Below are 14274 nucleotides of genomic sequence, written 5' to 3' on the forward strand. Positions count from 1 at the left end.
GTTCCACGTGCGGAGCCGTTGCATCTTCTCGCGCTGGCGGGCTGGATCAGGGGAGTTGCCCGTAGGCGTCCTTGTCCTGCCAGCCGATTGTTCGTCGAGAGCCCCCTTGTCGTGCATCATGTTCGTCGTCGGCGCACCGACGCGGGGACTTCTGGTCTTTTCTCCGCGGGATCGAACGCCCGCCACTCCGGACCGCGGTCGACGGCGTCTTCCTCGACGACGAGGCCGCAGTCCTCACAGACCGTCTCGCCGTGCTCGCTGTCGTTCATCAGCGAGCCACCACACTCCGGACAGGTGACTGCGGACTCGCTACTCTCCTCTCCTCGGGTTCGCTCCTCCTCGCTCGTCCGTTGGCGGATGCTGGAATCTGTCATTTGATGTGGGGTAGCCGACGCCCGAAAACCTGTGCTGGCTACCAATTAGTTGGGTCTCGCAGGACTTAAAACTGTTGAACGAAGAACCGGCAGACGCGGCCGCTGCCTCCCGATTCTGCCTATCGAAACCCTTAGTGTAGCGCCGTGGTAGGACGGGTTATGAGCGAATCCGTCGACCCCGAGGAGGTCCGGCACGTCGCCGACCTCGCACGGGTCGCACTCGACGACGACGAGGTGGCCCGCTTCGCCGAGCAGTTCGGCGACATCCTCGCGTACTTCGACGCGCTGGACGAGGTCCCCGAGGTCGACCGGGAGGCCGACCTGACCAACGTGATGCGCACCGACGAGGTCCGCGACAGTCTCTCCCAGGAGGCGGCGCTGGAGAACGCCTCCGAACGCGTCGACGGCTACTTCAAAGGGCCACGGGTGTCGTAGATGGCCGACGAGAACGTCTTCATCACCGAGGCGACCATCGAGGGCGCGGAGGACGGGCCGCTCGCCGGCAAACGCGTCGCCGTCAAGGACAACATCTCCACGGAGGGCGTCCGCACGACCTGTGGGTCGGACATGCTCGCCGACTACGTTCCGCCCTACGACGCGACGGTCGTCCAGCGACTGAAAGCGGCCGGCGCGACCATCGTCGGCAAGACCAACATGGACGAGTTCGGCATGGGGTCGACCACCGAGACGTCGGCGTTCGGCCCGACCGACAACCCCGCGGCTCCCGGCCACGTCCCCGGCGGTTCGTCGGGTGGTTCGGCGGCCGCCGTCGCCGGCGACTACGCCGACCTCGCGCTCGGAACCGACACCGGTGGGTCGATTCGGAACCCGGCGGCGTTCTGTGGCGTCGTCGGCATCAAGCCGACCTACGGACTGGTCTCCCGGTACGGGCTGGTCGCGTACGCCAACTCGCTGGAGCAGATCGGGCCGCTCGCGCCGACCGTCGAGGAGGCCGCCGCGCTGCTCGACGTCGTCGCCGGCCCCGACGACAACGACGCGACGACGCGACAGGAGAGCGAGGCGCGACGCGCCTCGGACAGTCGAGCGGGCGACGCCCGCGAGACGGGCGCGAACTCGAACTACGCCGACGCCGCCGACGGCGACGTCGAGGGACTGACCGTCGGGGTTCCGACCGAACTCGTCGAGGGAGTCGACGAGGGCGTCCGCGAGTCGTTCGAGGCCGCCCTCGACGACCTGCGCGACCAGGGTGTCGAGACGGTCGACGTGTCTCTCCCCTCGGTCGAGACGGCCGTTCAGGCGTACTACGTCGTCGCCATGTCCGAGGCCTCCTCGAACCTCGCCCGCTACGACGGCGTTCGCTACGGCGTCTCCGGCGGGTACGAGGGCAACTGGAACGAGTCGTTCGCCGACTCGCGCGAGGAGGGCTTCGGCGAGGAGGTCAAGCGCCGCGTCCTGCTCGGCACCTACGCGCTCTCGGCGGGCTACCACGACAAGTACTACGCGAAGGCCCAGGACGCTCGTGCGTGGATTCAACGGGACTTCGACGCGGCGTTCGACGAGGCCGACGTGCTCGCCTCGCCGACGATGCCCGTCCCGCCGTTCGAACTCGGCGAGAGCCTCGACGACCCGCTCCAGCTCTACCTCGCGGACGCCAACACCGTCCCCGTCAACCTCGCCAACCTCCCGGCCATCTCGGTGCCCGCGGGAGAGACCGACGGCCTTCCGGTCGGGATGCAGTTCGTCGGCCCGGCGTTCGGCGAACACGCCATCGTTCGAGCGGCCAGTGCACTGGAGTAGCCTCGACAACGAGTCGTCAGTTTCGAGACCAGTTCCGGCTGAATCAACCGCGAACAGCTCCACGAGATCACCGGTATCGGGGAAACAGATTAGCCGTCGGCCCCGAAACAACCGACCGATAGTTCATGAAGGTTGAGATGCGGACCACGGACTTCCTCGACCGGGCGCTCGACCTGTACTCCGACGTCGTCGGCGTCGTCGCTGACGACGGGACGGAGTACACCTACGCCGAGTTCGGGGACCGGGTGAACCGACTGTCGAACGTGCTGGCCGACCACGGCGTCGAACAGGGGGACAGAGTGGCGCTGCTCGCCGGGAACACCCACTACTTCCTCGAATCGCTCTACGCGACGAACCAGCTCGGCGCGGTGTTCGTCCCGATGAACTACCGCCTCGTCGGCGAGGAGTTCGAGTACATCCTCAACGACTGTGCGGCCGACACCGTCATCGCGGACTACGAGTACGCCGCCGAAATCGAGTCGGTGCGCGACTCGGTCCCCGCCGAGCACTTCATCGGCTACCAGGCCGACGACATCGAGGGCGACTGGATGGACTACGAGGACCTGCTCGCGGACGCCTCGGCGGAGGCCCCCGAACGCCTCGACATCTCCGAGGACGACGACGCCTCCATCAACTACACCTCGGGGACGACCGGCGACCCGAAGGGCGTCGTCCGGACCCACCGCACCGAACACTACCACGCGCTGGTGCTCAACCAGCACCACGAGATAGAGGACGACGACGTCTACCTCTGGACCCTGCCGATGTTCCACTGCAACGGCTGGGGGCACACCTACGCCATCACCGGGACCGGTGGCACACACGTCTGTCAACGAGGATTCGACGCCGCGGAGACCTTCCGTCGCGTCCGCGAGTACGACGTCTCGTTCCTCTGTGGTGCGCCGACGGTGCTCAACATGCTCATCCAGTTCCACGAGGAGAACCCGGACGTCGAGACGACGGGGGACCGGGAGGTCCGTCTCGCGACTGCCGGTTCCGCGCCCCCGAAGGCGTCGCTCGAAGCCATCGAGGACGACATCGGGTGGCGCATCATCCACCTCTACGGGCTGACCGAGACCGCACCCATCATCACCACCTCGAACTCGCCGCGCCGCCTCGCCGAGCGGGGCCAAGGCCTCAAGACCTTCCAGGGCAGCGAGACGCTCTGTACCGACGTCCGCGTCGTCGACGAGGACGGCAACGACGTCCCCCGCGACAACATGAGCATGGGAGAAATCGTCGTCAAGGGCAACCAGGTGATGGACCGCTACCTGAACAAAGAAGCGGAGACCCACGAGGCGTTCAACGCCCGCCTCCCCGGCTACTTCCACACCGGTGACCTCGCCACGATGGACGAAGACGGGATGATTTCGATTCAGGACCGCAAGAAGGACATCATCATCTCCGGCGGGGAGAACGTCTCCTCCATCGAAGTCGAGGACAAACTCTACGACCACCCGGACGTCCTCAAGGTGGCGGTCATTCCCACCCCGAGCGACGAGTGGGGTGAGATGGTGACGGCACTCGTCGTCCCCAAGCAGGGCGTCGACCTCACCGCCGACAGCATCCAGTCGTTCGCCCGCGAGCACATGGCGGCGTACAAGATTCCACGCCGCATCGAGTTCGTCGACGACCTGCCCGAGACGGCGACGGGCAAGGTCCAGAAGTACCAACTCAGACAGGAGTACTGGGAGGACGAGGAACGGTTGATAGGATAGACAGACCGACGCTTCGGTCAGGAACTTCGGAGGGACAGCACCGTCCGTTCCACGAGCACCGAGACACTCACGACGACGAGCGACGCCACGACGAACAGACCGACCATCGACACCGATTCGAGCGGTGTCGCTCGACCGCTCGCGAGGAAGAAGAACAGCAGTATCGCGCCCATCAGCACGATTGGAAGCGCGAAAAAGCGGACCGCGGTGTGCTCGCGGAGGTACAGGCGGACACGGTGGATTCGGTCGTGTGTACGCTGGGAGGGCATGTCTGAAAGAGTCACACCGGCGTCAGGTTAAGTTTTGCCGGGGTTGTTGGACGTGTGCCGCGAGTCTAACACCGGACACTTCCTCAATCGAGACGAAGCCAGATGAACTGGTGAACGGGTTGCAATCGCCGTTCGCATTTCAGTTCGCCTGGAACCCCATCGTCCATCGCTCAGCAGAGCCACTGCGATTCACCATCGTGGAGCGTCCCGTGTTCAGGGACAATCCCACAGAGTAACTACAAATTCTGAACCATCGTACGTTCGTTCATGTCTCATCGAAAGAGGCTGATGGCGACGAATCGTCACGTAACAACCGTAGCGAGTACGCGAGGAGTCGAGCAATGAGCGATCAAGAACTGACGGATTATCTCATCCTTCGTGAGATCGATCCACCGGTGACACATGCCGAGCGTGAACGTGCCAGCGAACGGTCGACCGCCGCCCTGGAAACGGTGCGAGATGAGGGTGCGGACATCGATTGGGTGCAATCGGAGATTATGACCAACGAGGACGACATGGTGATAGGAACGTTCTGTCACTTCAGGGCAGACTCGGAAGAAACACTCTACGACCACGCTGACTGTGCGGGGATCCCGGTGTCACGGGTCTTTCATCGTGGGCCGTTCGTAGATGGCCCGGATCAGTGAGCGAGGTCATGGACTCACTGCAGTCCTAGGTGTCAGCGTCGATTGCCTCCCGAAGCGCCTTCGGATGGAATCGATTCAATCGGGTCGCCTCGCTCCAGTACGATTCGAAGATCGTCTCGGCCCAGGTACGTGCCGCTGGTGTGTCGGTATCAATAAACGCTCGGGGGACACCCGACTCTCGGTCTCGAACCCCGATGCCGATGCGGGAGTCGAAGATAACGAGTCCGAAGGGGAGAGAATCGTGCAACCGCATCCGTAGGAACTCGCTCGCGCAGAGTTCGACGCACTTCCGCGGGTAGTTCTCCATGATGTCCAACGCGATGTCCGGTTGCTCTATGACCTCCGTCACCAACCCGTCGAGAACTCGGCCGTGAATGTCGTCCATGTACGTCGGGGCGACGGCGTACGAATCGTACATGCGTAGTGTCTCGGTCTCTTCGACCAGTGAGACGAATCGAGCCAGCGGGCCGAACGGGTCGCCTCGCTCCGCTGTCGTGACGGTCGCACCAGAGAACGCCTCGACCGGGCACTGTGGTTGGACGCCAGAGACGACCTCGAACAATGGGGTGAGGCGGTGAGCGGTCTGCATATCCGCTTCGAACGTTGCGACGATCTCTGCGACCACCTCGCCGAACTCGGTCAGTTTGTAACTCCCCTCGACTCGCTCGAGGAGGCCCCACTCGGCAAGTGTGGTGGTGTTTCGATGAGCAGTCGATTTCGATACGTCGAGTCGGTGCTGCAAGGTGCGTCGGTCCAGCGCGCCCTCACGCAAGGCCGCGATCATCGGTGCTTGCTTTACGACCTCGAGCAGGAGGTCGGACCCGTTCGGGAGATCTCCTCTCATAGGTGTGGTTGTTGGTAGCACGGTACAATATATCTACATGCGATGGCCCAGCCTCTGGTGAGGCCCCCGACCTCTCGCTCGGTCGTAGTTCGATGTGCTTGATAGATCTACGCTCTCTGTCTAACAGTTGATTCGGTGAAATTTCAGTGAAACCAACTCGTAGTTGGTGTCCGCGCGAACGAAGTGAGCGCGGTTCACCGCGAGTGAGCGCTAGCGAACGAGCGGGGTGACTGAACCGTCGAGCGAAGCGAGGCGGTGAGGGAATCCTTTTGGTTCAGCTTTTGGCCTCCGGGGGTGAGTGAGCGCAACGAACGAACCTCCGGTCGGGTACAAAAGGTGGTGGTTCTAGTAGTGCCAGGGGAACTCGTCGAAATCCGGCTCTCGGCCCTCGACGAACGCGTCTCGCCCCTCGGCAGCCTCGTCGGTCATGTAGCCCAGCCGAGTCGCCTCGCCCGCGAACACCTGTTGGCCCACCAGTCCGTCCGAGTCCATGTTGAACGCGTACTTCAGCATCCGCATCGCGGTGGGTGACTTGGAGTTGATTCGCTCGCCCCACTCCAGGGCCGTCTCCTCCAGTTCGTCGTGGGGGACGGCTTCGTTGACCATCCCCATGTCGGCGGCTTCCTCGGCGGAGTAGGTCTTCCCGAGGAAGAACACCTCGCGGGCCTTCTTCTGGCCGACCTGTTGAGCGAGATACGCCGAGCCGAATCCGGCGTCGAAACTCGCCACGTCGGGGTCGGTCTGGAGGAACTTCGCGTGCTCCTCCGAGGCGAGCGTCATGTCACAGACGACGTGCAGCGAGTGGCCGCCACCGACCGCCCACCCCGGAACCACGGCGACGACGGGTTTCGGCATGAACCGGATGGCCCGCTGGACTTCGAGGATGTGGAGTCGTCCCGTCGAACTGGCACGGCCTCGCGGTTCGCTTCGCTCTCCGCTCGGCTGGTCCGCGCGCTCCTCGTCTTCTTCGTACTGGTAGCCGTCCGGGCCGCGGATACGCTGGTCGCCGCCCGACGAAAAGGCCCAGCCACCGTCCTTCGAGGAGGGGCCGTTGCCGGTGAGGAGGACACAGCCGACGTCGGTCTGGCGTTTGGCGTGGTCGAGCGCGGTGGCGAGTTCGTCGACGGTTCGGGGGCGAAAGGCGTTGCGAACGTCCGGCCGGTCGAACGCGATACGCACCGTGCCCTGCTCGCGGGCGCGGTGGTAGGTCACGTCCCGGAAGTCGAAGCCCTCGACGGGGTCCCAGCGGTCGGGGTCGAAGATGGCAGAAACCATACCCCGCGTGCGCCCGGAGCGGCGAAAAAGCTTGTCAGTCGTGACCTTCCGTCGGTAACGCTATGTGAACGCGAGCGGCGAGCGACGCCAGCACTCACCGGCCGCATCGGTGAACCTACCGACGACTGAGAAGGGATGCCTGCTTGAGCAGGCACTGCCGGTAATCGGGACGCTGCACTGTACCTGTTAGACGTTCGATGACAGTACGCCGTCCACTCGAACGACACCCACTCGCACTGTATCGCTCGGACAGCACTCCAGCGGGTCGAACGAGGTAGCCCGTGGAGCACACCCGCCGCGACTTCTTGAAGCTCGGTGGTGCGACCGTAGCGACGGCCGGTATCGGTTCGACAGCGGGCTGTACCGGCGCGCTGGGGGCCGTCGCACCGAACGCCGTGAAGGTCAGTTCGATGCGCTTCACCGAGGACATCGTCCTCGCGTACATGGCCATCGAGTCGCTGAAGGCGAACACCGACCTCACCGTCCTCGACGAGACCGGCCTCGGTGGAACGACGATGAACCTCCGGGCCGTCGAGAACGGTGAGACGGACCTGTTCTGGTACTACTCCGGGGGTGCGTGGCTCAGCGTGCCGCCGAAAAAAGAGCGCGTCATCCCCGACGCCGAGAAACTCTACGAGGCGGTCAAGGGGAAACTCGCGGAACACTACGGCGTCGCCTACCTCAACCGCGCACCGTTCAACAACACCTACGCCATCGCGGTCACGCCGGAGTGGTCGGCGGAGACCGGCGTCGAGACCCTGAGCGACTTCGCGAGCTACGTCAAGTCGGGGAACACCGACCTCACCGGCGTCCTCGGCCCCGAGTTCATCAACCGCGAGGACGGCTGGCCGGGGATGGTCAACGCCTACGAGTTCGAGCAGGCGGCGGGCCAGCTCGAACTCCGGAGCATCAGCGCCGCGCTCTGCTATCAGATCATCGCCGAGACGGACGCGGACTTCGGGATGGTGTTCAGCACCAACCCGAAGGTGGCGAAGTACGACCTCCAGACCCTGGAGGACGACCGTGATTACTTCCCGATCTACAACCCCGCGCCAGCGGTCAACCAGGAGGCGCTCGACGCACATCCGTCGATGCGCGAACCGCTGAACGCCATCGGGCCGACGCTGAACACCGAGAAGATAATCCGCCTCAACGAGCGTGTCGCCATCGACGGCGAGGACGCACAGGCCGTCGCCCGTGACTACCTCGAATCGGAGGGGCTGGTGTGAGCGTCGTGCTCGACCCGTTCGTCCAGTTCGCCGTCGAGAACCAGTCCCGGCTGGCGCGGATGCTCGTCGAACACGTCGTGCTCGTGCTCCAGACGCTGGCCATCGCCCTCCCCATCGGCGTCGGGGCGGGCGTGTTCGTCAGTCTCTACGACCGCGCGTCGACGCCGGTGTTGTGGTTCGCCGGCGTACTCCTGACGATTCCGAGCATCGCCCTCTTCGGCGTGCTGGTCCCGGTGTTGGGTATCGGCGCACCGCCGGTCATCGCGGCGCTGGTGGCGTACTCGCTGTTGCCCATCATCAGGAACACGTACGTCGGTCTCGACCGGGCCGACGCCTCGACCGTCGAAGCCGGGACCGGTCTCGGGATGACGCGCTGGCAGCGACTTCGCCGGGTCCGTCTGCCCGTCGCCTTACCGGTCGTGATGGCCGGCGTCCGCAACGCGGTGGTCATCGTCGTCGGCCTCGCCGCCATCGGTGCGTTCATCGGCGGCCCGGGGCTGGGCGACTTCATCTTCTACGGCATCAGCGACGGCAACACGCCGATGATCGTCGTGACGACGGTCGTGCTGTCGGCACTGGCGCTCACGTTCGACTACGGTATCGCCGCCGTCGAGGAGTTACTCAGGCTCCGCAACGGCGAGGACATCGACCCGACGCTCGCGACCAAGACGCTCCGACTGCTTCGCCCCCTATGATAGAGTTCGAGAACATCCACAAACGCTACGACGACGGAACGCACGCGGTCCGCGGCCTCGACTTCGAGGTCGGCGAAGGGACGACGACGGTGCTCGTCGGCCCCTCGGGCTGTGGGAAGACGACGACGATGAAGCTCGTCAACCGACTCGAAGAGTCGACCGAGGGGACGGTCCACTACGACGGCACCGACGTTCGAGACCTGGAGGCGACGGAACTGCGCCGGCAGGTCGGCTACGTCATCCAGGACGTCGGCCTGTTCGACCACATGACCGTCGGCGAGAACGTGGCGACGGTCCCCGAACTGAAGGGCTGGTCCGACGACCGCATCGACGACCGAGTCGACGAACTGCTCTCGCTCGTCGACCTCCCGCCCGAGGAGTTCCGCGACCGCAGTCCGACGGAGCTCTCGGGGGGGGCAACAACAGCGCGTCGGGGTCGCGCGGGCGCTGGCTGCCGACCCCGACGTGATGCTGATGGACGAGCCGTTCGGTGCGCTCGACCCCATCACGCGCGAGGAGCTACAGGACGAGTTCCTGAGCATCCAGGACGACATCGACACCACCATCATCTTCGTCACCCACAGCATCGACGAGGCGCTGAAGATGGGCGACCACATCGCCGTGATGAACGACGGTGAGGTCGTCCAGTACGACACGCCGAAGGCGCTGCTCGACCGACCGAAGACGAAGTTCGTCGAGGACTTCATCGGCCCCGACCGGACGCTCAAGCGACTGCGTGTGCTTCGCGTCGGCGAGGTGATGCGAGAGGAGGTCCCGGCCGAACACGAGGACGTCGTCGAGGCGTTCCGCTCCGACGAGGGCGTGATGGCCGACGGTGGGGAACTCATCCCCGTCGAACCGGGCGACAGCGCACAGATAGCGCTCTCGCGGTGCATCCAGGCGAGCGTCGACGCACTCCCGGTCGTCGAGGACGCGTCGGTCGTCGGAATCGTCACGGAGTCCGACATCCGTAACCGTCAGCGCGGGGGCCCGGACTGATGGTCCTCGGCGTGCTCGTCGATGCCGGCGAGTACCTCATCGCCAACTGGCCGCGGTTCACCGAACTGCTGACCGAGCACCTGCAACTGGTGCTCGTCTCCGAACTCGTCGCCATCGGTATCGCCCTCCCGCTGGGCGTCGCCGCCACCTGGAACGACCGGGCGTCGTCGGTCATCACGACCCTCGGGAACGTCGCCCAGACCATCCCGACGCTCGCGGTCATCGCGCTCGTCTTCCCCATCCTCGGACTGGGGTTCCGGCCGGCGTTGGTCGGCCTCGCGGTGTACGCCCTGCTCCCGATACTGACCAACACCGTCGCCGGGTTGGAGAGCGTCGACGACGGAACCGTCGAGGCGGCCCGAGGGATGGGTATGACGCGCTGGGAGGTGCTGAAGAACGTCCGGTTCCCGCAGGCGGTGCCGGTCATCTTCGCGGGCATCCGGACCTCCGTCGTGCTCAACGTCGGGACGGCCTACCTCGCGTTCTTCATCGGTGGGGGCGGCCTCGGCGTCTGGGTCATCGGCGGCATCAAACTGTTCAGCACCGCGCAGTTGCTCGCGGGTGCGATTCCGGGGGCGCTGCTCGCCGTCGCGCTCGACGCGGGACTGGCGCTCGTCGAACGGCGGGTCGGAGCGACCGAGACGCCTGACGGCGTCGCCGCTGCCGGGTAGTCGGCGTCGTCGGTCCACGGTGTCGAACTACCGCTCGCGGTCGTGTTCTCGCTCGTCGTTCCGGTCCTCGGTGCGCCCTCGGAACTGCGACTCGACGTCCACTCGTGACTGCTCTGTGGGCGCTGGCTGCTGGCGGTCCTGCGCGAGGACGAGTCCCAGCGCCGTCCCAACACCGAGGATGAGGACACACGCGACGAGACCGAGCAGCACCGCCCCCTCGATGACGAACGAGTAGACGAGTACCAGTACGGAGAGGACGCCGGCCGCGGTCAGCGGCCCCGAGCGGAACGGGACGTTCGACCGACCCACGAGTCGGGAGCCGCCCCACACGCCGAGTCCGACGAGGACGACGAACGGGAGGACGATGGTGGCGATGAGAATCGCCCCCTCGATGACGACGAGCCAGAGTCCCAGCAGCGAGAGGACGACGCCGAGGGTCGTCCAGAACGCTCGTCCCGGCCGACCGAGACGCGGTTGCGAGTGACTGTCGGAGGACATACGAACTACATCTCTGCGGACGACAAAAACGCTTCGCGGCGCGCTCAGCCCAGCGTCTCGTGGACGCGCTCGTGCAGTCGCTCGCGGTGGCGGTGGCTGGCTTCGCTGTCGGTCCGCACCTCGACGATCTGCGTGCCCGGCGAATCGAGAGAGGCGCGGTACGCGTCGAGGAAGCCCTCGCGCGTGTCGGTGCTGACGAACTCCAGGCCGTAGAGGTCGGCGACGGGCGAGAACTCCAGGCCGTGTGGCGTCCGGAAGTAGTCGGTGAACGGCGGGTCGAACCGTTCGATGGGGAGGACGCGGAAGATGCCGCCGCCGTCGTTGTTGACGAGCACGACGGTGGCGTCCACGGCCGCGCGGCCACACGCGAGGAGACCGTTCAGGTCGTGGTAGAACGCGAGGTCACCGACGACGAGGACGAGCGGGTCGTCGGTACCGTGGCCCGCACCGAGCGCCGAGGAGACGATTCCGTCGATCCCCGACGCCCCGCGATTGCCGAGTGCGGTGACGTTCGCCCCACGCGGTTCGCCGAACCGGTCGAGGTCACGCGGCGGCATCGAGTTCGAGACGAACAGCGTGGCGGGGTCGGGCAGGTTCGCCACCGTCTCGCGGAGTATCGCCCCTTCGAACCAGGCCCCGTCTTCGGCGACGAGGCTCCAGTACTCGCGTTCGAGCGCGGCGATACGGTCGTGCCACGCGCCCGCCTCACGGTCGACCCGGTCGGCGAGGTCCGCGGCGAGTCGGGTCGGGTCGGCGGTCACGAGGTCCGTCGCGCTGAACGTCGCCTCGCGCCACCCACCGGCCGGGTCGACGACGACCTGCCGCGCTCCCGACTCGCGGAGGTAGTGGCGGAGCGGTTTCGAGGTCGGTGACGCGCCGAATCGGAGGACGAAGTCGGGCGCTTCCGTGGGGTCGGTCGAACCGAACGCGCCGAGCCACGAGTCGTAGCCGCCACAGACGAGCACGCCGCCGGCGTCGATGTGGTCGCCGAATCGGACGCCGGAGAGCGGGTCCGCGAGGACCGGGAACCCCGTCGAGAGCGCGAGACCGCACAGTGCGTCCGAGTCGAGGCCGCTGTCGGGACCGGCGACGACCAGGCCCCGGTCGGCGTCCTCGACCGCCCGTGCGAGTCGGTCGCGTCGGTCGTCCGAGAGCGCCATCCGACCGACCGTCACCTCTACCCAGGGACCGTCACGTCCCTTGACCACGTCGGCGTGTTCGGCGAGGAACTCGTCGCTCACGTCGCCCGCCACCGGCGTCGGTTCCAGCGGTTTCTCGAACGGGCAGTTCAGGTGGACCGGGCCGGGGTGGCTCCCCGTCGCGGTACCGACCGCCCGCGAGAGCGCCGTCCGGAGCGCCCGGAGTTTCCGGTCGTCTGCCGCCGGTTCCGGGAGCGTCCGGTAGTGCCTGACGGCGTCGCCGTAGAGCTTCTCCTGGTCGATGGTCTGGTTCGCGCCGCTGTCTTGGAGGACGCGCGGACGGTCGGCGGTCAACAGGAGCATCGGGACGCGCGCCTGGTTCGCCTCGATGACCGCGGGGTGGACGTTCGCCAGCGCGGTTCCGGAGGTACTGACTAGCGGAACGGGCACTCCCGTCCGTTTCGCTCGCCCGAGTGCGAAGAACGCCGCCGACCGCTCGTCCAACTGTGAGACGGTCTCGATACCGTCGTGTGCGGCGAACGCCACCGTGAGCGGCGTGCTCCGACTGCCCGGTGCGAGGACGGCCGTGTCGACGCCGGCCTTGGCGAGTTCGTCGGCGACGACCCGGCCCCACAGCGTGTTCCGGTTCGGAACGCTCATTCGGCAGTCGAGTCGTCGCCGGTCGCTCGCTCCGTCCGTTCGACGGCCTCGGCGGGGTCGTCGGTGTCGGCCGTCACGTCGTCGCCGTGCCCGAGTTCGTCGAGGATGGGACGATACTTCAGTCGGACCTCGTCCCACTCCGCGGCCGGGTCGGAGTCCGCGACGATGCCGTTCCCGGCGAACAGCGTCGCCTCCCGGCCGCCGGCGACGCCCGACCGGATGGCGACGGCGAACTCGCCGTCCCCGCCGGCGTCGAACCAGCCGACGGGGGCGGCGTACCAGCCACGGTCGAACGACTCCGTCTCGTGGATGACGCGCTGGGCGACGTCCGGCGGGAGGCCGCCGACGGCGGGCGTCGGGTGGAGTGCGCTGACGATGTCGAGAACGTGTCGGTCGTCGTCGAGCGTCGCCTCGATGGGCGTCCGCAGGTGCTGGATGGTGGCGAGCCTGTGGACGTGCTGGTCACCGACCGCGACCGCTCCCAGCGGTTCGAGCTGGTCACGAATCGCGTCGACGACCAGCCCCTGCTCGTGCTGTATCTTCTCGCTCTCGACGAGTTCCGCCGCGAGGTCGGCGTCCGCCTCTGGGGTGTCGCCGCGGGCGGCCGACCCCGCCAGCGCCTCCGTCTCCACGGCACGGTCACGGAGCCTGACGAGGCGTTCCGGCGGTGCGCCGAAGAAGCCCGCCGCGTCGGTCGGCTGGACGAGGAACCGGTAGCACTCGGGGTAGGTCCGTCGCAGTCGTTCGAGCACGCTCGGGACGTCGACGGGCGCGTCGAGGTCGACGGTGAGTGCGAGCGCGAGGACGACCTTCCGGAGGTCGCCCGACTCGATGCGGTCGACGGCCGTCTCGACCATCCCGTGCCACTCCTCGCGGGTGGTGAGGTGGGCCGTCCCGACGACGCCCGGTGGGTCGCCGCTCGGGACCATCGCGGGGAGCACGGCGACGTCTTCTCGGGCCGCGTCGAGTGCGGCTTCGACCGACTCGGCGGTGACGTCCGGGCCGTAGCGAGAGACCGTCAGGAACGTCGTCTCGTCGGTGCGTGTCAGCTGTCGCTCCGGGAGGAGGAACTGTGCGGCGGGGAAGCCCGACCACGGCGGAGCGGCCCCGTGGTCCGGTGAGAACGCCACCCCGCCGAGCATCCGAGGCCGGGCCGGCCCGGACGCGTCGGCGTCCATCGCGTCGAAGACGCTCCCAGCCCGCTCGCGGACCGTCTCGAACCGTCCCTCGCCGGTCCCCGTCACGGCGACGGCTGCACCGCTCCCGACGACTTCGACGCCGTCCGGCGTGCTCCAGTGGACGTGTGGCGTCCCGTGGGCGGAGAGGAACGCGCGATAGGAGACGTCCGGTACCTCACAGGTGCGGGTGACGAGCGTCCCGTCGAGCGACGTCGCCGCGCTACTGTGGGCGAATTCCATTGTCAAAAATTAGGGCGGGCGACCCTTGAGGCTATCCATCCCGGCCGCTCCGACGACCGGCCGTTCGTCGCCCGACGGTG

At 66.6% G+C, this 14274-nt stretch carries 13 protein-coding genes and 2 pseudogenes; 8 read left to right on the forward strand and 7 right to left on the reverse strand.

The features are described from left to right. Positions 1-374: pseudogene (locus tag GQS65_RS20415) on the reverse strand (TFIIB-type zinc ribbon-containing protein); the annotation flags it as partial. 159 nt (positions 375-533) lie between these two features. Here GQS65_RS20415 and gatC point away from each other — a divergent pair. The 3 genes from gatC (at position 534) to GQS65_RS20430 (ending at position 3850) form a co-directional block, all read left to right on the forward strand. Beyond that, positions 534-809, forward strand: coding sequence for an Asp-tRNA(Asn)/Glu-tRNA(Gln) amidotransferase subunit GatC (gene gatC, locus GQS65_RS20420; protein WP_158206468.1), 276 nt, complete (start codon positions 534-536; stop codon positions 807-809). Further along, positions 810-2132: an Asp-tRNA(Asn)/Glu-tRNA(Gln) amidotransferase subunit GatA gene (gene gatA / locus GQS65_RS20425; RefSeq protein WP_158206469.1), complete on the forward strand. Its 1323-nt coding sequence runs from the start codon at positions 810-812 to the stop codon at positions 2130-2132. Positions 2133-2257: 125 nt separating this feature from the next. Then, on the forward strand, positions 2258-3850 hold the full coding sequence (locus tag GQS65_RS20430) for a class I adenylate-forming enzyme family protein (protein ID WP_158206470.1): 1593 nt from the start codon (positions 2258-2260) through the stop codon (positions 3848-3850). Positions 3851-3867: 17 nt separating this feature from the next. On the opposite strand, the gene GQS65_RS20435 is transcribed toward GQS65_RS20430, so the two are convergent. Continuing rightward, positions 3868-4119, reverse strand: coding sequence for a hypothetical protein (locus GQS65_RS20435; protein WP_158206471.1), 252 nt, complete (start codon positions 4117-4119; stop codon positions 3868-3870). Positions 4120-4460: 341 nt separating this feature from the next. On the opposite strand from GQS65_RS20435, the gene GQS65_RS20440 reads away from it, so the two are divergent. Further along, entirely contained in the window at positions 4461-4766 is a 306-nt protein-coding gene (locus GQS65_RS20440; protein WP_158206472.1) for a nickel-binding protein, read from the forward strand. 25 nt (positions 4767-4791) lie between these two features. On the opposite strand, the gene GQS65_RS20445 is transcribed toward GQS65_RS20440, so the two are convergent. Further along, positions 4792-5610 (reverse strand): helix-turn-helix transcriptional regulator, encoded by an 819-nt coding sequence (locus GQS65_RS20445; protein WP_158206473.1) that lies wholly within the window; start codon positions 5608-5610, stop codon positions 4792-4794. Positions 5611-5955: 345 nt separating this feature from the next. Next, positions 5956-6885 (reverse strand): 1,4-dihydroxy-2-naphthoyl-CoA synthase, encoded by a 930-nt coding sequence (locus tag GQS65_RS20450; protein WP_158206474.1) that lies wholly within the window; start codon positions 6883-6885, stop codon positions 5956-5958. A gap of 281 nt (positions 6886-7166) precedes the next feature. On the opposite strand from GQS65_RS20450, the gene GQS65_RS20455 reads away from it, so the two are divergent. The 4 genes and pseudogenes from GQS65_RS20455 (at position 7167) to GQS65_RS20470 (ending at position 10479) form a co-directional block, all read left to right on the forward strand. Further along, a complete protein-coding gene (locus GQS65_RS20455; RefSeq protein ID WP_368280388.1) occupies positions 7167-8114 on the forward strand; it encodes a glycine betaine ABC transporter substrate-binding protein in 948 nt (315 codons plus the stop codon). Positions 8115-8173: 59 nt separating this feature from the next. Then, the gene (locus tag GQS65_RS20460) at positions 8174-8809 is read left to right on the forward strand and encodes an ABC transporter permease (RefSeq protein WP_158206516.1); all 636 of its coding nucleotides are present in this window, start codon (positions 8174-8176) and stop codon (positions 8807-8809) included. Further along, a pseudogene (locus GQS65_RS22205) lies at positions 8806-9808 on the forward strand (ABC transporter ATP-binding protein). The gene GQS65_RS20460 and the pseudogene GQS65_RS22205 overlap by 4 nt, the downstream one beginning before the upstream one ends. Next, positions 9805-10479 (forward strand): ABC transporter permease, encoded by a 675-nt coding sequence (locus tag GQS65_RS20470; protein ID WP_394351470.1) that lies wholly within the window; start codon positions 9805-9807, stop codon positions 10477-10479. The pseudogene GQS65_RS22205 and the gene GQS65_RS20470 overlap by 4 nt, the downstream one beginning before the upstream one ends. 27 nt (positions 10480-10506) lie before the next feature. Here GQS65_RS20470 and GQS65_RS20475 read toward each other — a convergent pair whose 3' ends face one another. Genes GQS65_RS20475 through GQS65_RS20485 form a run of 3 tightly spaced genes read right to left on the reverse strand, consistent with a single transcriptional unit; the run spans position 10507 to position 14194 of the window. Further along, positions 10507-10977, reverse strand: a complete 471-nt coding sequence (locus GQS65_RS20475) for a hypothetical protein (RefSeq protein ID WP_158206476.1) — start codon at positions 10975-10977, stop codon at positions 10507-10509. Positions 10978-11021: 44 nt separating this feature from the next. Further along, entirely contained in the window at positions 11022-12776 is a 1755-nt protein-coding gene (gene menD / locus GQS65_RS20480; protein WP_158206477.1) for a 2-succinyl-5-enolpyruvyl-6-hydroxy-3-cyclohexene-1-carboxylic-acid synthase, read from the reverse strand. After that, complete coding sequence (locus GQS65_RS20485) at positions 12773-14194, reverse strand: isochorismate synthase (RefSeq protein ID WP_158206478.1); 1422 nt, start codon at positions 14192-14194, stop codon at positions 12773-12775. Before GQS65_RS20485 ends, menD begins: the two co-directional genes overlap by 4 nt. Positions 14195-14274: the final 80 nt, after the last annotated feature.

The organism is Halomarina oriensis, from assembly GCF_009791395.1.
Classification (GTDB): domain Archaea; phylum Halobacteriota; class Halobacteria; order Halobacteriales; family Haloarculaceae; genus Halomarina; species Halomarina oriensis.

Coding starts and splice junctions, on each gene's coding strand:
- GQS65_RS20435 (WP_158206471.1), bottom strand. CDS start 4,119: ATGCCCTCCCAGCGTACACACGACCGAATCCACCGTGTCCGCCTGTAC.
- menD (WP_158206477.1), bottom strand. CDS start 12,776: ATGAGCGTTCCGAACCGGAACACGCTGTGGGGCCGGGTCGTCGCCGAC.
- gatC (WP_158206468.1), top strand. CDS start 534: ATGAGCGAATCCGTCGACCCCGAGGAGGTCCGGCACGTCGCCGACCTC.
- GQS65_RS20475 (WP_158206476.1), bottom strand. CDS start 10,977: ATGTCCTCCGACAGTCACTCGCAACCGCGTCTCGGTCGGCCGGGACGA.
- GQS65_RS20430 (WP_158206470.1), top strand. CDS start 2,258: ATGAAGGTTGAGATGCGGACCACGGACTTCCTCGACCGGGCGCTCGAC.
- GQS65_RS20450 (WP_158206474.1), bottom strand. CDS start 6,885: ATGGTTTCTGCCATCTTCGACCCCGACCGCTGGGACCCCGTCGAGGGC.
- GQS65_RS20485 (WP_158206478.1), bottom strand. CDS start 14,194: ATGGAATTCGCCCACAGTAGCGCGGCGACGTCGCTCGACGGGACGCTC.
- GQS65_RS20445 (WP_158206473.1), bottom strand. CDS start 5,610: ATGAGAGGAGATCTCCCGAACGGGTCCGACCTCCTGCTCGAGGTCGTA.
- GQS65_RS20460 (WP_158206516.1), top strand. CDS start 8,174: ATGCTCGTCGAACACGTCGTGCTCGTGCTCCAGACGCTGGCCATCGCC.
- GQS65_RS20440 (WP_158206472.1), top strand. CDS start 4,461: ATGAGCGATCAAGAACTGACGGATTATCTCATCCTTCGTGAGATCGAT.
- gatA (WP_158206469.1), top strand. CDS start 810: ATGGCCGACGAGAACGTCTTCATCACCGAGGCGACCATCGAGGGCGCG.